16 protein-coding genes are annotated in these 20,600 nt (G+C 73.7%); 11 read left to right on the forward strand and 5 right to left on the reverse strand.

Features of this window, described 5'->3' with window-relative positions:
- Window position 1 precedes the first annotated feature (1 nt).
- Window positions 2-1,624 carry a DUF2079 domain-containing protein gene (locus ACFV8H_RS08410; protein WP_380397557.1) on the forward strand — a complete coding sequence of 541 codons (1,623 nt, stop codon included), beginning with the start codon at window positions 2-4 and terminating at the stop codon, window positions 1,622-1,624.
- 11 nt (window positions 1,625-1,635) lie between these two features.
- Here the strand turns inward: ACFV8H_RS08410 and ACFV8H_RS08415 are convergent, their stop codons facing one another.
- From ACFV8H_RS08415 to ACFV8H_RS08425, 3 genes are all read right to left on the reverse strand, one after another.
- A complete protein-coding gene (locus ACFV8H_RS08415; protein ID WP_380397559.1) occupies window positions 1,636-2,094 on the reverse strand; it encodes a universal stress protein in 459 nt (152 codons plus the stop codon).
- A 71-nt stretch (window positions 2,095-2,165) separates the two neighbouring features.
- Window positions 2,166-3,044: a peptidase gene (locus tag ACFV8H_RS08420; protein WP_380397561.1), complete on the reverse strand. Its 879-nt coding sequence runs from the start codon at window positions 3,042-3,044 to the stop codon at window positions 2,166-2,168.
- A 2-nt stretch (window positions 3,045-3,046) separates the two neighbouring features.
- Entirely contained in the window at window positions 3,047-4,369 is a 1,323-nt protein-coding gene (locus ACFV8H_RS08425; RefSeq protein ID WP_380397563.1) for a VWA domain-containing protein, read from the reverse strand.
- 173 nt (window positions 4,370-4,542) lie between these two features.
- On the opposite strand from ACFV8H_RS08425, the gene ACFV8H_RS08430 reads away from it, so the two are divergent.
- From ACFV8H_RS08430 to ACFV8H_RS08455, 6 genes are all read left to right on the forward strand, one after another.
- Window positions 4,543-5,385: an ATP-binding cassette domain-containing protein gene (locus ACFV8H_RS08430; RefSeq protein WP_380397565.1), complete on the forward strand. Its 843-nt coding sequence runs from the start codon at window positions 4,543-4,545 to the stop codon at window positions 5,383-5,385.
- The gene (locus ACFV8H_RS08435) at window positions 5,385-6,068 is read left to right on the forward strand and encodes an ABC transporter (RefSeq protein WP_380397567.1); all 684 of its coding nucleotides are present in this window, start codon (window positions 5,385-5,387) and stop codon (window positions 6,066-6,068) included. Before ACFV8H_RS08430 ends, ACFV8H_RS08435 begins: the two co-directional genes overlap by 1 nt.
- Window positions 6,069-6,233: 165 nt before the next feature.
- A complete protein-coding gene (locus tag ACFV8H_RS08440) occupies window positions 6,234-7,571 on the forward strand; it encodes an FtsW/RodA/SpoVE family cell cycle protein (protein WP_380397569.1) in 1,338 nt (445 codons plus the stop codon).
- Window positions 7,571-9,079, forward strand: coding sequence for a penicillin-binding transpeptidase domain-containing protein (locus ACFV8H_RS08445; RefSeq protein ID WP_380397571.1), 1,509 nt, complete (start codon window positions 7,571-7,573; stop codon window positions 9,077-9,079). Before ACFV8H_RS08440 ends, ACFV8H_RS08445 begins: the two co-directional genes overlap by 1 nt.
- Window positions 9,080-9,326: 247 nt before the next feature.
- Window positions 9,327-10,814 carry an amino acid permease gene (locus tag ACFV8H_RS08450; protein ID WP_380397573.1) on the forward strand — a complete coding sequence of 496 codons (1,488 nt, stop codon included), beginning with the start codon at window positions 9,327-9,329 and terminating at the stop codon, window positions 10,812-10,814.
- Window positions 10,815-10,957: 143 nt separating this feature from the next.
- Window positions 10,958-12,382, forward strand: coding sequence for a glycosyltransferase 87 family protein (locus tag ACFV8H_RS08455; protein ID WP_380397574.1), 1,425 nt, complete (start codon window positions 10,958-10,960; stop codon window positions 12,380-12,382).
- A 70-nt stretch (window positions 12,383-12,452) separates the two neighbouring features.
- Here ACFV8H_RS08455 and ACFV8H_RS08460 read toward each other — a convergent pair whose 3' ends face one another.
- Both ACFV8H_RS08460 and ACFV8H_RS08465 read right to left on the reverse strand, forming a co-directional pair.
- Window positions 12,453-14,219 carry a penicillin-binding transpeptidase domain-containing protein gene (locus ACFV8H_RS08460; RefSeq protein WP_380397576.1) on the reverse strand — a complete coding sequence of 589 codons (1,767 nt, stop codon included), beginning with the start codon at window positions 14,217-14,219 and terminating at the stop codon, window positions 12,453-12,455.
- A gap of 213 nt (window positions 14,220-14,432) precedes the next feature.
- Entirely contained in the window at window positions 14,433-16,238 is a 1,806-nt protein-coding gene (locus ACFV8H_RS08465) for a dolichyl-phosphate-mannose--protein mannosyltransferase (RefSeq protein ID WP_380397578.1), read from the reverse strand.
- A 105-nt stretch (window positions 16,239-16,343) separates the two neighbouring features.
- Here ACFV8H_RS08465 and rsmI point away from each other — a divergent pair, with 105 nt between their 5' ends.
- The 4 genes from rsmI (at window position 16,344) to ACFV8H_RS08485 (ending at window position 20,525) form a co-directional block, all read left to right on the forward strand.
- Entirely contained in the window at window positions 16,344-17,213 is an 870-nt protein-coding gene (gene rsmI / locus ACFV8H_RS08470) for a 16S rRNA (cytidine(1402)-2'-O)-methyltransferase (RefSeq protein WP_380397580.1), read from the forward strand.
- A 229-nt stretch (window positions 17,214-17,442) separates the two neighbouring features.
- Window positions 17,443-17,874, forward strand: coding sequence for a hypothetical protein (locus ACFV8H_RS08475; protein ID WP_380397582.1), 432 nt, complete (start codon window positions 17,443-17,445; stop codon window positions 17,872-17,874).
- Window positions 17,875-18,027: 153 nt separating this feature from the next.
- Complete coding sequence (gene metG / locus ACFV8H_RS08480; RefSeq protein ID WP_380397584.1) at window positions 18,028-19,647, forward strand: methionine--tRNA ligase; 1,620 nt, start codon at window positions 18,028-18,030, stop codon at window positions 19,645-19,647.
- Window positions 19,647-20,525 (forward strand): TatD family hydrolase, encoded by an 879-nt coding sequence (locus ACFV8H_RS08485; RefSeq protein ID WP_380397586.1) that lies wholly within the window; start codon window positions 19,647-19,649, stop codon window positions 20,523-20,525. Before metG ends, ACFV8H_RS08485 begins: the two co-directional genes overlap by 1 nt.
- Window positions 20,526-20,600 lie beyond the last annotated feature (75 nt).

Here is a 20,600-nt window from a genome sequence, read left to right on the forward strand (position 1 = left end):
CGTGACCACCCAGACCGCGACCCCGCCGACGACCCGGGCCGCCGTACCCGCCGCCGCCCGCCGGGCCGCGGCCGTCCTGGGCCCGCCCGCCCGGCGCACCGTGCTGCTCAGCCTGCTGTGCTTCGCGGTGATGTGCGCCATCGGGATGCAGGGCTGGCTCTCCGTCTCGCTCGGCGGCTTCGACCTCGGCATCTTCGACCAGGGCGTGCGCGGCTACGCCCACTTCGGGCTGCCGGTCTCGACGTTGAAGTACTACCACCACGAGTTCCCGCCCGGGTTCTCGCTGCTCGGCGACCACTTCTCCCCGGTCCTGGCGCTGCTCGCGCCGCTGTACTGGATCTGGGACGACCCGCGCTCGCTGATCATCGGGCAGGCGCTGCTGTTCGCGCTCGGGGTGCCGCTGATCCGCCGGATCGCCGCGCACTCCTTCGCCGCCGCCGAGCCGCGCACCGCCCGTCGGGCCGCCGACCTGGCCGGGCTGGTCTACGCGCTCGGCTGGCCGCTGCTGGTCGCCTCCCGGGTCGGCTTCCACGAGGTGGCCTTCGCCGTCCCGCTGACCCTGCTGATGCTGGAGCGCGGCCTGGCCCGCCGCTACGGCACGGTGGTGCTCGCCGCGGTGCTGCTGTGTTGCACCAAGGAGGACCTCGGCCTGCTGGTCGGCGCGTACGGGCTGGTGCTGCTGCTGCGCACCCGCCGCACCGGGGACCGCGCGGGGCGCCTGACCGGACTGGGACTGCTGCTCGGCGGCCCCGTCGCCTCGGCGGTGGCGATCAAGTGGCTGATCCCGGCGATGGGCGGCGAGCCGGGCTACTACTGGAACTACAAGGTGCTCGGCGACGACGGCGGCCAGGCGGTCACCCACCTGCTGCACAACCCCTTCCTGCTGGTGCAGACCGCCTTCGACCAGCCGTTGAAGCCGCTGCTGCTGCTCTGGCTGTTCGGCACCGTGTTCCTGCTGCCGCTGCGCTCGGCGACCGTGCTGTGCCTGCTCCCTCTGCTGGCCGAACGGATCCTCTCCAGCAACCCCAACCACTGGTCGATCGCCCGGCACTACGACTCGATGCTCTGGCCGGTCCTGCTGACCGCGAGCCTCGAGGTGCTGGGCCGGCTGAGCAGCACCGGGCGGCCCGAGCGGACCCGGCGACGGGCCCGGCTGCTGGGCCTGGGCACGGTCGGGGTGGCGCTGGTGGCGGCGGTGCCGATCGGGCTGCTGCAACTGGCCGTGCCGTCCTCCTGGGAGCCCAGGGCGAGCGAGGCCGCGCTGGTCCGGGCGGCCGCGCTGATCCCGGACGGCGCCTCGGTGGAGGCCGACAACCAGATCGCGCCGCGGCTGACCGCCCGGACGGACGTGGTGCTGGTGGACGGGACGCCGCGCGGGCGCGAGTACGTGCTGACCCGCTCCGACAAGCGGTCCTTCCCCTTCAAGACCGACAAGGAGCAGGCCGACCGGATCCAGCTGCTGCTGGCGCACGGGTACCGGCAGCTCTGGGCCGAGGACGGGGTGGTGCTGCTGCACCGCGAGGGCGACCAGCCGGTCCCGGGCGAGCACGTGCCGGGGCCGGGCAGCAAGCCGGTCCAGGACGAGGTGCCGTCCGACGTGGGGCACAACCTGTTCAAGGGCTGATCCGCGCACCGTCACGGGCCGGTCCGCGCACCGTCCGCCCGGACGACGGCCACCGGGCAGGGCGCGTGGTGCAGGCAGTACTGGGCGACGGTGCCCAGCGGGGCGTCCGGCGGGGTGGAGTGGCCGCGGTTGCCGAGGACGAGCAGGGCGGCGCCGGCCGCGGCGGCGACCAGGGCGGGCCCGGGCGGCCCGGCCTTGAGCCGGCGGTCCAGCCGGAGCCCGCAGTCCAGCCTGAGCCCGCAGTCCGCGGCCGCCTCGTCGAGGATCTCCGCGGCGCGGCGCTCCGGTTCGAAGCCGTCCAGGGCCGGCGGTACCAGGCCGTGCTCGCCGAACAGGCAGGGGAAGTCCCAGACCGCCACCGCCTCCAGCGGGCCGCCGGTGCGGCGGGCCAGGCGGGCCGCCCAGCGGACCGCGGCGCGGGCGGGGGCGGAGCCGTCCACGCCGACCACGATCCGGCCGCGCGGCTGCACCCTTCGATCGTAGACGCGTTCGAGGGCCGGCCGGAAGGTGTCCGGCCGGCCCTCGACGGGTGGGGCCGGGACTACGGGCGCTCGGCGTAGTGGCCGTGCTGGTGGTGCGAGCCCTGGGGCGGGACGCCGCCGTGGTGGCCGGGGCGGTGGCCGCGCGGGTGCCGGGTCAGGTGGTAGCCGAGGATGCCGGCCAGGGCGGCCAGGAAGCCGCCGCCGATGGTCCAGTACCAGCGGCTGTTCCAGCCGGAGAACCAGCCGGTGTACCAGTGGTCCTGCTCCGCGACCGGGGCCGCGGCCCGGGCCGTGCTCGCGCCGCCGCCGGCCGGCGGGACCAGCGGCGCCTTGAGCTCGCCGCCCTCGGGCTGGGCGTTGTCGGCGTTGCCCTTGGCGGCGACGTGCAGCCGGGTGGTGGCGGCCAGGCCGAGGTCGGGCTGCGGGGCGTCGGTGACCGAGAGCCGGACGTAGTAGGTGCCGGGCAGCGGGTCGCCGGACCACGGCTCGGCCCAGGTGCGGACCTCGCGCAGGGTGCAGTTCAGCGTCAGCGAGGTGGTGTTCTGGTCGCCGGTGGCGTTCTGGGTGCCGGCGGTGCAGGCCTGGCGGCGGCGCAGCCCGTCGAAGACCTCGACGCTCCAGGTCTGCGGGCCGTGCCGGTCGGCGGCCGGGGCCAGGTTGACGGTCAGGCTGACCGTCGGGGTCTGGCCCTCGGAGGCGCCGAACGCCCAGTAGAGGTAGTCGCCGGTGGAGACGGCGACATCGGCGTCCTGGCCGGGGGAGAGGTTGACCGCGGTCAGGAAGGAGGTGCCGGCCTTGGTGGCCGGGGCCGGGGTGCCGCTCGCGGTCGCCGTCGGGGACGGCGAGGCGGCGGAGGCGGCGGAGGCGGCCGGGGCGCCCAGCGCGAGGGCGGGCAGCAGGGCGAGGGCGGCGAGGGCGCCGCGGATCGTCGTACGCATGATCAGTTCTCCCGCCAGACGGCGATCCGCCAGCGTGCGATCCAGCCGGCGAGCAGGCCGAGGACCAGGCCGGCCAGGGTGAGGGTGAGCAGCAGGATCCAGCCGCGGCCGAGGCCCATGGCGGCGCCCTCGGGGGCGGGCGAGGCGGAGGCGAGGTCCACGGTCAGCTCCAGCGGCATGCCGGGGTCGGCCTGGACGCCGGACTGCGGGGCCAGCGAGTTGCTGACCACCAGGCAGACGGTGGTGTCCGGCTTGTCCTTCGCGGAGGTGGTGGGGCTGGCGGTGACGTAGCCCTTGGAGTCGTCGGTGGACCACCGCAGCCCGGTGGAGATCACGTCGGCGCGGGCGCTGCCGGCGTCGGTGCCGCGGACCAGTTCCTGGCCGGCGGCGCTGGTGGCCTGGAGCAGGACGCCGTAGTCCCGGGCCACCGCGCGGTCGAGGCCGACGCTGACCGAGGCGCGCAGTTCCTGGCCGGACTTGACCGGGACCTTGTAGACGCGGTGCTCGGAGAACTTCTCCCGGTCGCTGTAGACGCCGGGGGTGAGCACCGGGGCGCTCTCGCACTTGTCGGTGCCGGCGGTCTTGGACGGGGTCACCGTGTAGGTGTCGTTGGAGCGGTCGACCAGCTGCTTCACCTTGTCGGTGAGCTGCTGGGGGGTGCGGACGTCGGTGTAGGTGCCGCCGGTCGCGTTGGCGATGCAGAGCAGCTGCTGGCGGGTCTTGTCGTCGTGCGCCAGGCCGAGGGTGTCGACCACCAGGTGGATGCCCTGGGAGGCGAGTTCGCGGGCGACGTCGCACGGGTCGGGCGGGGTGCAGGTGTCCTCGCCGTCGGTGATCAGGACGATCCGGCGGGTGGCGTCGCCCTTGCCGAGGTCCTGGGCCGCGCCGCGCAGGGCGAGGCCCATCGGGGTCCAGCCGGTGGGGCGCAGGGTGGCGACCGCGGTCTTGGCCTCGACCTTGTTGGTCTTGCCGACCGGGAAGAGCTGCTTGGTGTCCTGGCAGCCGATGTTCTTGTCGTTGCCGGGGTAGGTGGCGCCGAGGGTGCGGATGCCGAACTCGGTCTCCGCGGGCAGGGCGTCGATCACCTCGTTCAGTGAGTTCTGGGCCACCGAGATGCGGCTCTTGCCCTGGATGTCGGCGGTGTTCATGGAGCCGCTGACGTCCAGGATCAGGTCGACCTTGGGGGCCTCCTTCGGTGCGGGGGAGGCGCCGGCTGATGGTTCGTCGGCGTGGGCGGGCAGGCCGAGGAGCAGCGAGGCGCCCGTTATCGCCAGGGCGGCCAGCAGGCTGCCGAGCCTGGTCTTCGGTCGTCGTCCGGTATTCACCCGGCCGATCCTAGGGATCATCAGTTCGTCAAGGCCAAACGGGACCGGGCGGTGCACCCGCCCGCCCCGGCGTGAACTCCGGCGTGCGGGGCAGGGTTTGCCGGACGCGGTGCTGACGTCGGCCTTACCCGCGCCGGATAGCCTTCGGGGGACCGGATGGAGGCGGGGTGCGGATGGAGCTGACCGCGGTCGGCAAGCGGTACGGGCGGGGCGGGCGGTGGATCCTGCGGGACGTCGGACTGGTCGTCGGGCCGGGGGAGTTGGTGCGGATCGCCGGGGCGAACGGGAGCGGCAAGTCGACGCTGCTGCGGTTGGCGGCCGGGATCGAGCGGCCGAGCACCGGCCGGGTGGTGCGGCCCGGGGCGGCGGCGTACGTGCCGGAGCGCTTCCCGCCGGCGCTGCCGTTCGACGCGGCCTCGTACCTGGTGCGGGTGGGCCGGGTGCACGGGCTGTCGGCGGGGGAGGCGCGGCGGCGGTCGGGGCAGTGGCTGGACCGGTTCGGCATCGCGGACCGGGCGGGCACCCCGTTGAGCCGGCTGTCCAAGGGCACCTGTCAGAAGGTGGCGGTGGTGCAGGCGTTGATCGCCGAGGCCCGGGTGCTGCTGCTGGACGAGGCCTGGACCGGGCTGGACCCGCGGGCGCGGGCGGTGCTGGACGACGCGGCCGCCGAGCGGGCGGCGGCGGGTGGCACGGTGCTGTTCGTGGACCACGACCCGGCCCGGCTGGCCGGGCGGACCAGCGCCGCCTACCGGGTGGGCGCGGACGGCGGGCTGCGGCCGGTCGGGGAGGCGGTGCCGGTCGTGGACGGCGGGCCGGTGGTGGAGGTCGAGGTGGACCTGGCGGACGGTGCCCCGCTGCCGGAGCGGCTGCCCGGCGCGCCGGTGGTGACCGCGCTGGGCGGTACGGCGGTGCGGCTGGAGGTGCCGGCCGGGCACTCGGACGCCCTGCTGCGGGGCCTGCTGCTGAGCCGCCCGGCGCTGCGGGTGCTGGCGGTGCGCCGGCGGGAGGAGGGGTGATGGGGCAGGTCGGGGCGCTGACCCGGTACCACTTGGAGCTGCTGGTGCGTTCGCACGCCTGGCTGCCGCCGTTCCTGGCGTTCGCGCTGGTGCTGGTGGTCGGGGTGACGCCGGGGGATCCGCTGCTGGGCGGGCTCGGGTTCGGGGCGGGGCTGCTGGTGCCGGTGAGCGCCTGGTGCGTGCGCGGTGTGCTGACGGCCGAGCCGCCGGCCTCGCGGGCCTGCCTGGTGGCGGTGGCGGGCCCGGTGCGGGTGCACCTGGGGGCGCTGCTGGCGGCGGTGACGGCGGGGCTGCTGCTGGCGGTGGGCGAGGTGGCGGCGCTGTGGTGGGTCGGCGGCGCGGTGGCCGACCCGGGGGCGGGGCGGGAGCCGGGTGTCGGCCGGGCGCTGCTGGCCGGGCTGGTGGCCTCGGTGGTCTGCGTGCTGCTGGGGGCGTCGGCCGGGGTGCTGGGCAACCGTCCGGTGCTGGTCCGCTCGCCGTACGGGATCCTGGCGGCGCTGGGGTCGGCCGCGGCGGCGCTGGTGCTGCCGGGTTCGCCGGCCAACGCGGCGGTGCGCGGGGTGGTGACGGCGGCCCGGACCGGGCGGGTGGCCGTGCCCTGGGGTGAACTGCTGTTCTCCGTCGTGCTGTTGGCCGTGTTCGGGGCGGGGGCGGCGGTGCTGGCCGGGCGGCGGCCGGAGTGAGGTGCGGTGGGTGCGATCGCGGCAAAGGCGGACACACCGTGGCGAAGAGCCGATAAATATGGATAGCGCTCGTTAGGGTGACGAACCGGGGCACCGGTGTCCGGACCCGGTCGACCCCTTCGACTCCCGCCTCCCCCAGGACGGTCCGTGGCGACACCCTCCGCCGTGACGAGATCCGCGGCCCGGCCGGTTCGGCCGGTGCGGCCCCGGCGCACCACCGAGCTGGTGCTGGTGCTGGCCGCCGTCCTGATCGCCGTGTTCGGCTACGTCGAGGTCGGGGTGAACCTCGACGGGCGGGCGCCCGCCGACGCCGCCCAGTACGGGGCGGCGCTCGGCGTGCTCGCCCTGGCGGCGCACGGTGCGGTCCGCCTGCGGGCCCGGTACGCGGACCCGCTGCTGCTGCCGATCGCGGTGCTGCTGAACGGGATCGGCCTGGTGGTGATCTACCGCCTGGACCGGGCCACCCCCGGCCGGGAGGCCGCCTCCACCCAGCTGCTCTGGTCGGCCCTGGGGGTGGGGCTGTTCACCGCCGTGCTGCTGCTGGTGCGCGACCACCGGCGGCTGCGCCGCTACGCCCACGTCGGGGCGCTGCTGGCGCTGGTCCTGCTGGTGCTGCCGATCCTCTTCCCGCCGGTGTACGGCTCGCGGATCTGGATCGTGGTCGGGCCGCTGTCCTTCCAGCCGGGGGAGTTCGCCAAGATCCTGCTGGCGGTCTTCTTCGCCGCCTACCTCGCGGTGCACCGGGACGCGCTGGCGCTCACCGGCCGCCGGGTCTGGCGCTGGCAGCTGCCGCGCGGGCGGGTGCTCGGGCCGGTGCTGCTGATCTGGGCGGCCTTCGTCGGGGTGCTGGTGCTGGAGACCGACCTCGGGACGGCCCTGCTGTACTTCGGGCTGTTCGTGGTGATGCTCTACGTGGCCACCGCGCGCACCGGCTGGATCGCGATCGGGCTGGGCCTGGCGGCGGTCGGCGCGGTGACGGTGGGCTGGCTCTCGCCGCACGTGCACAGCCGGGTGGTGGACTGGCTGGACCCGCTGGGATCGATCGCGGCGGGCCGGGGCGCCAACCAGATCGCCCAGTCGCTGTTCGCCTTCGCCTGGGGCGGTGAGCTGGGCACCGGGCTGGGCGACGGGCACTCGGTGCTGATCGGCTTCGCCGCCAAGTCGGACTTCATCCTCGCCACCATCGGCGAGGAGCTCGGCCTGACCGGGCTGTTCGCGGTGTTCCTGCTGTACGCGGTGCTGGTCTCGCGCGGCTTCCGGACCGGCATCGCGCTGCGCGACCCGTTCGGGCGGCTGCTGGCGATCGGGCTGGCCGCGATCGTCGGCCTCCAGGTGTTCGTGGTGGCGGGCGGGGTGCTGGCGCTGATCCCGCTGACCGGGATGACGATGCCGTTCATCGCCCAGGGGGGTTCGTCGGTGGTGACCAACTGGATCATCGTGGCGCTGCTGGTGCGGATGAGCGACGACGCCCGGCGGCCGGTCCCCGCGCCGGAGGTGCGGTGATGGCCGGCCTCGGGCCGCGGGGCAACGGGCCGCAGGGGCTGCCCGGGATCTCGGTCACCGGTCGCCGGGCGGCCACCTTCTGCCTGCTGCTGGTCGGCGCGCTGTGCGTGCAGGCCACCCGGGTGCAGGTCTTCGAGGCCCGGGACCTCGACCGCAACAGCGCCAACCAGCGGCTGGTCGTCGAGCGCTACGCCCGTCCGCGCGGGGACGTCCTGGTCGACGGGGAGCCGGTGACCGGCTCCCGGCCCACCGGCGGCCGGTACGCCTACAAGCGCACCTACGCCGACGGGACGACGTACGCCGCCGTCACCGGCTTCTCCTCCCAGGCGTACGGCAACAGCCAGCTGGAGGGCACCGAGGACGGCCTGCTGAACGGCACCGACGGCCGGCTGACCGGCTGGTCGCTCCGGGACGCGCTCACCCGCCGGCGCAGTCCCGGCGGGAACGTCCTCACCACGATCGACCGGGCCGCCCAGCAGGCCGCGGTGCGCGGGCTGGGCGACCAGAAGGGCGCGGTGGTCGCGATCGAGCCGGCCACCGGGCGGATCCTGGCGCTGGCCAGCACCCCCTCCTACGACCCGGGCGACTTCGCCGGCTCGGCGGGGGCCGACCAGACGGCCTGGAACCGGCTGCAGGCCGACCCCGACCAGCCGATGCTCAACCGGGCGCTGCGCCAGACCTACCCGCCGGGCTCGACCTTCAAGGTGGTCACCGCCGCCGCGGCGCTGGCGGCCGGGGTGGTGACCGACCCGGACGCGCCGACCGACGCGCCCTTCCCGTACGTGCTGCCGGGGACGACCACGCCGCTGGTGAACGACAGCGCGGCCTGCGACCGGCCCGGGCTGTCGCTGGACGCGGCGATGACCGCCAGTTGCAACAGCGTGCTGGGCCACCTGGGGGTGCGGACGGGCCTGGAGAGGCTGGTGGCGACGGCCGAGGGCTTCGGCTTCAACGACCCGAAGCTGGACGTGCCGGTGCGCCCGGCCCGGTCGAACGTCGACACCGCGATGGACCCGGCGCAGCTGGCGCTCTCCTCGATCGGGCAGTTCGACACCGCGGCCACCCCGCTGGTGATGGCGATGGTCGCGGCCGGGGTCGCCAACGACGGGACGGTGATGCGGCCGCGGCTGGTGGACCGGCTGACCAGGGGCGACGGCACCGTGGTCGAGGTGCGCGGGCCGGCCGTGTACCGGCAGGCGCTGACCCCGGCGGTGGCCGGGCAGCTGCGGAAGCTGATGACGGACGTGGTGGAGAACGGCACCGGCGGCAACGCCCGGATCCCCGGGGCGGTGGTCGGCGGCAAGACCGGTACCGCCCAGCACGGGGTGGAGAACAGCGGGACGCCGTACGCCTGGTTCATCTCCTGGGCCGCGCCGGCCGGTTCGGCCGCGGTGGCGCCGGTCGCGGTGGCGGTGGTGGTCGCGGACAGTGACGCCACGGACGTCACGGGTGGCGCGCTGGCCGCCCCGATCGCCCGCTCGGTGATGCGGGCGGTGCTCGGCCGCTGACCCGGGCAGGGGTGCTGACCTGGTCTTTTATCCGACGCCCGGAAGATCCGCCGTGTGCGAAGCGTCTGGTTTGTGAGCTCTGGTGCGCCGATTCGTACAATGCGCGGATCGGTATTGTTTGTTTGCGACACTGGCGTCTTTGCCGGGTACTGTCCCATGTTTGTTCGGTTGGTCCCCGAAGTCACCCCCCAGTACTCGGAGTGACCGGCCACCAGGACACCCTCCCCCGCCCAGAAGGACAGCAGTTTTGGCCAGCAACACCCTCGGTGCGCGTCTGCTGCGCCGCAAGCCCGTCTCGACCCTGCTCGCCGAGAGCGAGGGCCACGGCCTTCCGGCCGGCGCACCCGAGGAGGGCGGCCGCTCCGGCATCCACCTGCGCCGCTCGATCGGGCTCTGGCAGCTGTCCGCGATCGGCATCGGCGCCACCATCGGCACCGGCATCTTCTTCGTGCTCAACACGGCGGTGCCGTCGGCCGGTCCGGCGGTCATCCTGTCCTTCGTGATCGCCGCGGTCACCGCCGGGCTCACCGCGCTCTGCTACGCCGAGATGGCCTCCGCGATCCCGGTCTCCGGCTCCTCGTACTCCTACGCCTACGCGACCCTCGGCGAGGGCGTCGCCTTCGGCGTCGGGATCTGCCTGCTGATGGAGTACGGCGTCTCCGCCTCGGCGATCGCGGTGACCTGGGCCGAGTACCTGAACAAGTTCTTCGACCTGGCCTTCGGGTTCAAGATCCCCGAGCGGCTGTCCGGCGCGCCGGACAGCACCCACTGGTTCAACCTGCCGGCGCTGCTGCTGGTCGCCATGGTCTGCTTCCTGCTGATCCGCGGGGTCAGCGAGTCGGTGAAGGTCAACGCCGCCATGGTCGCGGTCAAGATCGTGATCCTGCTGCTGTTCATCGGCGTCGCGCTCACCGGCTTCCACTCCGGCAACCTGACCCCGTTCATGCCGCTCGGCATCGGCGGCGTGCAGGTCGCCGCGTCCAGCATCTTCTTCTCCTTCATCGGCCTGGACGCCGTGTCCACCGCCGGTGAGGAGGTCAAGAACCCGCGCCGGACCATGCCGATGGCGATCATCATCTCGCTGGTCGTGGTGACCCTGCTCTACATCCTGGTCGCGCTGGCCGGCATCGGCGCCCAGCCGTGGCAGAAGTTCGACGGCCAGGAGGCCGGGCTCGCCCAGATCCTCCAGGACATCACCGGCCAGAGCTGGCCCGCGATGATCTTCGCGGTCGGCGCGATCGTCTCGATCTTCAGCATCACGCTGGTGGTGATCTACGGGCAGACCCGCATCCTCTACTCGATGGGCCGCGACGGCCTGCTGCCCAGGCGCTTCGCCGAGCTCTCCCCGCGTACCGGCACCCCGGTCTGGAACACCCTGGTGGTCGGGCTCGGCGTGGGCGCGCTGGCCGCCTTCATCCCGCTGAACGTGCTGGCCGACATCACCAGCCTCGGCACCCTGATCGCCTTCTCGGTGGTCTCGATCGGCGTGATCGTGCTGCGCCGCACCCAGCCCGACCTGCCGCGCGGCTTCAAGGTCCCCGGCTACCCGGTCGTCCCGCTGCTCAGCGTCGGCTTCTGCGTCTACCTGATCACCGGCCTGCACGCCGACACCTTCCGGGCCGGGGCGATCGCCCTCGCCGTCGCCCTGGTCGTCTACTTCGGCTACAGCGTCAAGCACTCCCGGCTGGAGCGCGCCGAGCAGCCGGCCGTCCCGAGCGGGACCGGCACCGGCTGACCAGGGCGTCGGCCGCCGGGCCGTTATCCAATCGTGAAGGGCCGCCGCGTGGTACGACACCCGGCGGCCCTACGCGCGTAGCGTCCCGATCGGGGCCCGAGGCGGTGGCGACAGGGCCCGGTTCGCCGCCATAACCTTCCACCATGGTGAGCACCCGCACGCCCGGCTTCTCCCGCCCGCGCGGCCGCTTCACCGGCCGTTCCAGAACGCCGGCCCCGACCATCGACGCCGAACCGCCGGCCAGACCCGGACGGCCGCCGACGGGCTCCACCGGCCGCCCGTTCCCCCGCCAGCGTGGTGAGAGCACCTTCCCGCCCACGCCCGTTCGGTGGAATCCCTCCCGGCTCGCCTCGCTGCGCTGGGTGCAGCTGCTCGGCTGTCTGGTCGCGGCCGGCTGGGCCGCGGCCTTCCCGCTCGTCTCCGACCTGGCCAACCAGCGGCTGTGGGGCCTGGTCGCGGCCCCCGCCTACGTGGTCGCCGGGCTGCTCTGCCTCACCCTGCCGCGCCGCTTCGCGGCCGAGGCCGCCGCCGTGGTCGCCCTGCTCGGGGCCGTGCTGGCGCCGCTCGGACTGCTCGCGGTGACCGGCCGCCACCAGTCCGAGGTGATGGTGGTCGAACGCTCGGCCCATCTGATGCTCACCACCGGCGACGTCTACCTCCCGCACCCGGTGGTGGTCACCGACTACAACCCCTACCTCCCGGCGATGTCGCTGTTCGGACTGCCGCGCCAACTGCTCGGCAGCTCCACCGCCTTCGCCCGGGTCGCCGGGGACGCCCGGATCTGGTTCGCCCTCACCTTCGTGGTCTGCCTGCTGGCCGCCTGGCGGCTGCTCCGGCCCACCCGGCCCGGCACCGACGGCCATCGCGCGCCGCTGCTGCCGCTGGCCGTCCTCACCGCCTCGCCGCTGATAGCGCTGGCCCTGGTGGTCGGCGGCGTCGACCTGCCGCTGATCGGGGTCTGCTGCCTGGCCATGGCGCTCGCCGAGCGGGACCGCACCGTCGCCGCCGGGCTGGTGCTCGCCCTCGCCTGCAGCCTCAAGTGGACCGCCTGGCCCGCCCTGCCGGTGGCCGTCCTGCTGCTGTGGCGGCTGTACGGCCGGCGGCCCGCCGCCCGTACCGCGCTGATCGGGGCCGGGGTGAGCGCGGCGGTGCTGCTGCCGTCCGTCCTGACCCAGCCGCAGGCGCTGCGCGACCAGGTGGTGCGCTTCCCGCTCGGGATGACCGCGATCCGCACCCCGGCGGGCAGCCCGCTGCCCGGCAAGGTGCTGGCCGGCTTCGGGCCGACCGGGCACACCGTCTCCCTCGCGCTGATGACCCTGGCCCTGGTCGGGGTGGCGATCTGGCTGGTGGCCCGGCCGCCGGTCTCCGCGATCGCCGCCGCCGACCTGCTGGCCGCCGGGCTGGCGATCGCCTTCACGCTCGCCCCGGCCGGGCGGTTCGGGTACCTGGCGCTGCCCGCCGTCCTGGTGATCTGGCCCCGGCTGGCGGCCCGGCGCTGGAGCAGCCGGCGCCCGGTGGCGCCCAGGCCCGCGCCGGAGGCGCCGCGGCCCGCCCTGCCGAGGAGCTGAGCGGGGCCCGCACGCACGGGAGCCCGCCACGTCGTTCGTGGCGGGCTCCTCGCGTACCGGACTCAGGCGCTCACTTGTTGCCGGACTTGAGCAGCGAGGCCACGGCCGGGCCGGCCGCGTCCACGCCGTGGCCGCCGCCCTGGACCTCGGCGGCGACCGCGAGGTTGCCGCGGAAGGCGGTGAACCAGCTGTTGGTGGTGGACGCGCCCTGGACCTCGGCGGAGCCGGTCTTGGCCCCCGCGTTGTCGGTGATCCCGGCCATCACCTGGCTGGCCGTGCCGCCGACGGCGGTGGCGTTCATCATCGCGCGCAGCTTGGCGGCGACGTCCGGCGAGATCTGCCGGGCCGCCTGCTGCTGGGGCAGGCCGGCGACCAGGATCGGCTGCTTGAACGCGCCGCTCTGGACGGTCGCCGTGATCGAGGCGATGGCCAGCGGGTTCATCTGGACCTTGCCCTGGCCGATGTAGTTCATCGCCTGCTCGTCCTTGCTGCCCGGGGTCGCCGGGATCTTGCCGTCGGCGTTCGGCAGGCCGGTCTTCCACTCCAGGCCGATGCCGTACACGTCCTTGGCGGTGCCTGACAGCGTCTCGGGCTTGAGGCTGGTCAGGCCCTGGTTGATGAAGGCGGTGTTGCAGGACACCATGAAGTCCTTCTGGAGCGAGTAGTCCGGGAAGGCGCCGGGGAAGTCGTTCGGGATCGCCACCGGGTTGCTGCTCTTCTCCGGGCAGGCCACGTTGCTGTCCGGGGTGAGCCCGGACTCCAGCAGGGCCGTCGAGGTGACGATCTTCATCGTCGAACCCGGGGCGAGCAGGCCGGTGAAGGCCCGGTTCTGGCCGGTGGCCGGGGCGTTGGCGAAGGCCAGCACCTGACCGGTGCTGGGCTCGATGGCCACGATGGAGCCCTGCTTGCCGCCCAGGTCGGTCATCGCCTTCTCGGCGGCGGCCTGGAGGGTGTTGTCGATGGTCACCTTGAACGGCTTGCCGGGCTTGGGCTCGACGATGGTGAACAGCTTGTCCGCGGCGGTCTTGCCGGCCGGGTCGGTGATCACCACCGCGCTGCCCGCGTCCTGGTCCTTGTTCGGGTCCGGCGGCAGCAGCTTGTGGGCGTTGTCCTGGAGGGTGGCCATCAGCGCCGGGGTGAGCGAGGCGCCCTGCAGCGCCTTGCCGTTGCGGTCCACCACGGTGGACGGCGGGGCGAAGACCTGCTGGGTGGCGATGGTCTCGTTGCCGGACAGGTGCGGGTGGATCACCGAGGGCGCCCAGTGCACGGCCGGGGTGTTGTCGCTCATCTTCACGACGCCGAGGAAGCCGTTGTAGTCCCAGACCCGGCTGGTGCCGGCGAACTCGGCGCGGGCCTTGAAGCCCATCAGCACGCCGGTGGGCCCGGAGGGGGAGGCGGCGGCGGACGGCGAGTCGGTGGCGCCGGCGGTGGCGCCCGCGGACGGGGTCGCCGAGGCGGCGCCGGTCGGCTTGGCCGGGGCCGGGGTGCCGGTCGCCGAGGCGAAGGCCTGCGGCGTGGCCGGGCCGGCCGGGGACAGGGTCAGCGCGCTCGGCTTCACCTGGTCCTTGAAGGCCGTCAGCGCCGTGGTGGCCGCGGCCGGGTCGTCGGTCAGCGAGGCCGCCTTGGCGATGTCGCCGGAGGTCCAGGCCGCCAGGAAGTCCTTCGCACCGCTCGCCGCCTGGTCGGCCGTGGGCGGCTCGGCGACCACCGTGCGGGGCTTCTTGTCGCCGGACGAGGAGTCCGACCCGCCCATCAGGCTGTAGGCCCCGTAGCCACCGCCCGCGAGGACGGCGATGGACACGCCGGTGATGATGCCGATCTTCGCGCCACTGCGCATGGTGCAAATCCCCCAGGGGTCTCGCGGCCGGGCGCAACCGGCGGGGCCGGAAACGCGGTACTCCCCCCACCCTAGGCAGGGCGGATCGGTGCGCCGACGAAACGCCGGGGACTTGTGACGGATCTGGTACGTGTTGTGGACGGGTTCGGACGGTTGGAGGGGGACCGTGTGCGCGCCCTCCCCGGACGCTTCCGCCGCTGGTCACGGGGGGTCTCAGATCCAGCTGTTGAACCACATCCGGGCGCGCCAGTCGCTCAGCGGGATGGTCTGCCCGGTGAACAGCGGATAGAAGTACAGGAAGTTCCAGATGATCAGCAGCACCAGCAGTCCGGCCGCGGCCGAGCCGATGATCCGGCGGTCCCGGGAGGCGCCGGCCGGCCCGATCAGCGCGCCGATCAGCATCGTCACGGCGAGCACCAGGAACGGGACGAAGACCACCGCGTAGAACAGGAAGATCGTCCGCTGCTGGTAGAGGAACCACGGCAGGTAGCCGGCGGCCAGGCCGCACAGCAGCGCGCCGGCCCGCCAGTCCCGGCGGAAGGCCCAGAGCCACAGGCAGTAGACCAGCGCCAGCAGGGCCGTCCACCAGAGCAGCGGGGTGCCGATGCCCAGCACCTCGCGGGCGCAGTCGGCGACGGTGCAGCCGCTCTGGCCGAGCTTGGGGGACTCGTAGTAGAAGGACACCGGGCGGCCCAGCACCAGCCAGGACCACGGGTTCGACTGGTAGGTGTGCGGGTCGGTCAGGTGGGTGTGGAACTCGTAGACCGTCGAGTGGTAGTGCCACAGGGCCCGCAGGCCCTCGGGTATCCACGGGTAGTCGGTGGAGCGGCCGACCGCCCAGTCCCGGCCCCAGCCGCCCTGGCCGGGCGCGTTGCTGCTGGCGAACCAGCCCCACCAGGACGCCACGTAGACCGCGACCGAGACCACGACGACCGACACGAAGGCGGGCACCACGTCCCGGGCCAGCACGGCCAGGTACGGGCGCGGGGCGCCGGCCAGCCGGCGGGCGCCGACGTCGCACAGCACGGTCATCAGGCCGAACGCGGCCGCGACGTACAGGCCGCTCCACTTGGTGGCGCAGGTCAGGCCGACGCAGACGCCGGCCGCGATCCGGTACGGGCGCCAGCCCAGGTGGAGCCGCTGGGCGAGCACCGCGTCCTCGACCCCGCCGAGCCTCGCCGCGAGCCGGGCCCGGGTGCGGTCCCGGTCCAGGACCAGGAAGCCGAAGGCGGCGAGGATCCAGAACATCACCACCAGGTCGAGCAGCGCGGTCCGGCTGAGCACCAGGTGCAGGCCGTCCACCGAGAGCAGCAGGCCGGCCACGCAGCCCAGCAGGGTGGAGCGGAACATCCGGCGGGCGATCCGGGCCAGCATCAGCACCGACAGGGTGCCGAGCAGGGCCACCGCGAACCGCCAGCCGAAGGGGTTCATGCCGAACAGCTGCTCGCCCGCGCCGATGATCCACTTGCCCACCGGCGGGTGCACCACGTACGACGGCGTCGAGCGGTACGGCACGGCCGCGCCCGGCGTCATGATCGTCGTGTTGGCGTCCTCCGGCCAGTTGATCTCGTAGCCGCCGTGCCAGAGCGCGTAGGCGTCCTTGGCGTAGTACGTCTCGTCGAAGATGATCGCGTGCGGCTGGCCGAGGCCGGTGAACCGCAGCAGCCCGGCGAACACCGCGACCGCGACCGGGCCCAGCCAGCCGGACCAGCGGCACAGGAAGTACCAGAGGCCCTGCGGCAGCCGCAGGCCCAGCCGCAGCAGCAGCGGGGACTGCGCGACGTCGGGCCGGGTCACCCCGGGGCCGTCCGGCAACGGCGGGACGAGGCGCTCGGTGAGCGTGCCGGTCGGTCGGGCCCGGTAGCCGAAGCCGGCCAGGCGCTCCCGCCAGGGCGCGGGTGTCCGGGGTGACTCCGGGGAGCGGGGTGACTCCGGTGAGCGGGGGGACGGCAGGCCGACACCGCCCCGCGCGGAGTGGTCCGTACCCGTGGGCGTCTGCGCCGCCGTGTCGCCGTTCATCCGCCACATCGTAGGGGCGCTCCTCGTACGTGTGACCGGTCCCTCGGAAGCTGACCGAATCGTCACCAAACGCCCCGGCGGCCCGGAGCTGCGAGGATGGGGCCCGTGACAGGAGTACTCGTTCTCGCAGGCACCCCCATCGGCGACGTCTCGGACGCCCCGCCCCGGCTGCTCACCGAGCTGGCCACGGCGGACGTCATCGCGGCGGAGGACACCCGGCGGCTGCGCCGGCTCACCCAGGCCCTCGGGGTGACCCCGGCCGGGCGGGTCGTCTCCTACTTCGAGGGCAACGAGGTCGGACGCACCCCCGAACTGGTCGAGGCGCTCCTCGGCGGCGCCCGGGTGCTGCTGGTCACCGACGCCGGGATGCCGTCCGTCTCCGACCCCGGCTACCGGCTGGTGGCCGCCGCCGTCGAGGCCGACGTCAAGGTCACCGCCGTGCCCGGGCCGTCCGCGGTGCTCACCGCGCTCGCGCTGTCCGGCCTGCCGGTCGACCGCTTCACCTTCGAGGGCTTCCTGCCGCGCAAGACCGGCGACCGGGCCCGGCAGCTGGCCACCGTCGCCGCCGAACCGCGCACCATGGTCTTCTTCGAGGCGCCGCACCGGATCGCCGAGGCGCTGGCCGCGATGGCGGACGCCTTCGGGCCGCAGCGCCCGGCCGCCGTGTGCCGCGAGCTCACCAAGACCTACGAGGAGGTCAAGCGCGGGCCGATCGGCGAGCTGGCGGCCTGGGCCGCGGACGGCGTCAGGGGCGAGATCACCGTCGTGGTCGCGGGCGCCCCGCCGGCCGCGCCCCAGGAGCTGACCCCGGCCGAGCTGGCCCGGCTGGTGGCCGTCCGGGAGGAGGCCGGGGAGCGGCGCAAGGAGGCCATCGCGGCGGTCGCGGTCGAACTGTCCGTGCCCAAGCGGGAGGTCTTCGACGCGGTCGTCGCGGCGAAGCGGGAAGCCGTGGAAGGGGCTTTGAAAAAGGGGTGAATTCCGGGGGTTGCGTGGCGGGCGGGGAGTCGTACCTTGGAGGGAAGGCCCGGCTAAACGCCCGCTGCGATGAAGGTTCGACCCCGGATTCCGGTTCCCGACGCGCCCTTTGTATAGGGCTCGCCAACCCGCATCCAAGTCTTCACAAGAAGGGCGTCAGCCAGGGCGGTACGGGCATTTCCTTGAACGGAAAGACCCAGCCGGGCGAGCGCCCGACGGGCACTGGGAGTTGGCTATGAGCGACACGATCGGTAGCCCCCGCAGTGGCAACGCGCTGAACGCCCCCGGCCTGGCGGGGCGGGCGCACACTCCCGTCGAGACCGTCCGGGAGGCCTACTCCTTCGCCTGCCTGCGCTGCGGGTACGGCTGGGAGCAGGCGTACGACATCGAGCACCACGTGGCCCGGGACGGTCACATCGTGTTCGAGTACCACGCCAACGGTGTCCGGGTGCCGTCCCCGCTGCTCAAGCCGACCTGCCCGGGCTGCGGTGGACACACCGTCCGGATCATGCGCGAGGGCCGGGTGGCCGGGGCCGACCAGGCCTGGCAGCACGCCCCCGGCTACCCGGCGCACGCCGAGCCGGCCCGGCCGGCCCCGGCCTCCGGGCCCGCCCGGCCGCAGGGGCGCTGGGCCCGGTTCTGGTCGCGGCTCCTGGGCTGACCGGGCCGACGGGTCCTGGGCCGACCGGGCCGACGGGTCCGGGGGAGCGCGGCCGGGGCCGCCCGCCGCGAGCAGTGCGGCGGGCGGCCCCGCGGTACGCCCGGGCGATATCCGGTCGAGGGGTGCGTTCGGGCCCGACTAAGCTTTCCGACCATGGCGGCCACTGCAGACCACAGCACCACCGGGACGAGCGCCCCGGCGTACTACGTTTCCACTCCGATCTACTACGTCAACGACCGTCCCCACCTGGGCCACGCGTACACCACCGTGGCGGGCGACGTCCTCACCCGCTGGCACCGCCAGCGCGGCGAGAAGGTGTGGTACCTGACCGGCACCGACGAGCACGGTCAGAAGATCATGCGGACCGCCGAGGCCAACGGCGTCAGCCCGCAGGAGTGGTGCGACAAGCTGGTCGAGGAGGCCTGGAAGCCGCTCTGGCAGCACCTGGAGATCGCCAACGACGACTTCATCCGCACCACCGAGGAGCGGCACACCGCCCGGGTGCAGGAGTTCGTCCAGGACCTGTTCGACAAGGGCGAGATCTACAAGGGCGGCTACTCCGGCCCCTACTGCGTCGGCTGCGAGGAGTTCAAGCTCCCCGCCGAGCTGCTCGACGGCGCCACCGAGGACGAGAAGCTCTGCTCCGTCCACAAGAAGCCGGTCGAGTGGCTGGAGGAGGAGAACTACTTCTTCCGCCTCTCCGCCTACGCCGAGCGGCTGCTGGAGTTCTACGCCGCCAACCCCGGCTTCATCCAGCCGGCCTCGGCCCGCAACGAGGTGCTGCGCTTCGTCGAGCAGGACCTCAAGGACCTCTCGATCTCCCGCTCCACCTTCAACTGGGGCGTGCCGCTGCCCTGGGACGAGAAGCACGTCCTCTACGTCTGGGTCGACGCGCTGCAGAACTACATCACCGCGGCCGGCTACGGCAGCGACCCGGAGCGCTTCGCCGAGCTCTGGCCGGCCTCCGTCCACCTGGTCGGCAAGGACATCCTGCGCTTCCACGCGGTGATCTGGCCGGCCATGCTGATGGCCGCGGGCCTGCCGCTGCCCAAGCGGGTCGTCGCCAACGGCTGGCTGATGGTCGGCGGCGAGAAGATGTCCAAGTCCAACCTCACCGGTATCGCGCCCACCGACCTCACCTCGCACTTCGGCGTCGACGCGTACCGCTACTACTTCCTGCGGGCGATCCCGTTCGGCACGGACGGCTCGTTCTCCTGGGAGGACTTCACCGCCCGCTACACCTCCGAGCTCGCCAACGACTTCGGCAACCTGGCCTCCCGGGTCGCCGCGATGGTCGGCAAGTACTTCGGCGGGGCGCTGCCGGCCGCCACCGCCGCGGGCGAGGCCGAGCAGGCCGTCGCGGACGGGCTGGCCGCCGCCGTCACCGCCGCCGACGCCAAGATCGGCGAGGAGCTGGACTTCGCCGGCGGCCTCGCGGCGATCTTCGAGTTCGTCAAGCAGGTCAACGGCTACCTCACCACCCAGGAGCCGTGGAAGGTCGCCAAGGACGAGTCCGAGGAGGGCCAGGCCCGCCTCGCCACCATCCTCTACACCGCCGCCGAGGCGCTGCGCGGCACCGCCGTGCTGCTCAACCCGGTGATGCCGTCCACCGCCGAGAAGCTGTGGGCCTCGCTGGGCGCCGCCGAGGGCCTCGGCGCGCTCGCCGACCAGCGCATCGCCACCACCGGTGACTGGGGCCGGCTGCCTGTCGGCGCCACCGTCACCAAGGGCGAGATCCTGTTCCCGCGCCTCGAAGAGAAGCCGGCCTCCTGATGGCCGGGAAGGACGACGACCGGTCGACCCCGCCGCCGCTGCCGCAACCCCTGGCCGTGGCGGTGGCCGACTCGCACACCCACCTCGACATGCAGGCCGGCACCCCGGCCGAGGGGCTCGCCCGGGCCGCCTCGGTCGGGGTCACCACGGTCGTCCAGGTGGGCTGCGACGTGCCCGGCTCGCGCTGGGCCGCCGAGCTGGCGGCGCAGTACGAGCAGGTGCACGCGGCCGTCGCCCTGCACCCCAACGAGGCGCCGCGGATCTTCCTCGGCGACGCCGACGGGTGGTCCGGGCAGCAGCGGCTCGCGGGCGGGCAGGCGGCGCTGGAGGAGGCGCTCGCCGAGATCGACGCGCTGGCCGCGCTGCCGCAGGTCCGCGCCGTCGGCGAGACCGGGCTGGACTACTTCCGCACCGGGCCGGAGGGCGTGGAGATCCAGAAGGAGTCGTTCCGCCGCCACATCGAGATGGCCAAGCGGCACGGCAAGGCCCTGGTCATCCACGACCGCGACGCCCACGAGGACGTCATCGCCGTCCTGCTGGCCGAGGGCGCCCCGGAGCGGACCGTCTTCCACTGCTACTCCGGCGACGCCGAGATGGCGAAGGTCTGCGCCGAGCACGGCTGGTACCTCTCCTTCGCCGGCCCGGTCACCTTCAAGGCCAACCAGCCGCTGCGCGACGCCCTGCTCGCCACCCCGCTCGACCGGGTCCTGGTCGAGACCGACGCCCCCTTCCTCACCCCGCACCCGTACCGGGGGCGGCCGAACGCGCCGTACCTCATCCCGGTCACGGTGCGGTCGATGGCGGCGACCCTGGGGCTGCACGAGGACGAGCTGTCGACGGCGATCGCGGCGAACACGGCACGGGCCTTCGGGTACTGAGCGGGTCGAACGGATCTCGGGTTTCGAAGGAACGATTCGGCACTCCCGGCTTCTTCCTAGGCTGGTTAGCATGAG

Origin of the sequence: Kitasatospora sp. NPDC059827 (assembly GCF_042731675.1) — a bacterium.
Classification (GTDB): Bacteria; Actinomycetota; Actinomycetes; order Streptomycetales; family Streptomycetaceae; genus Kitasatospora.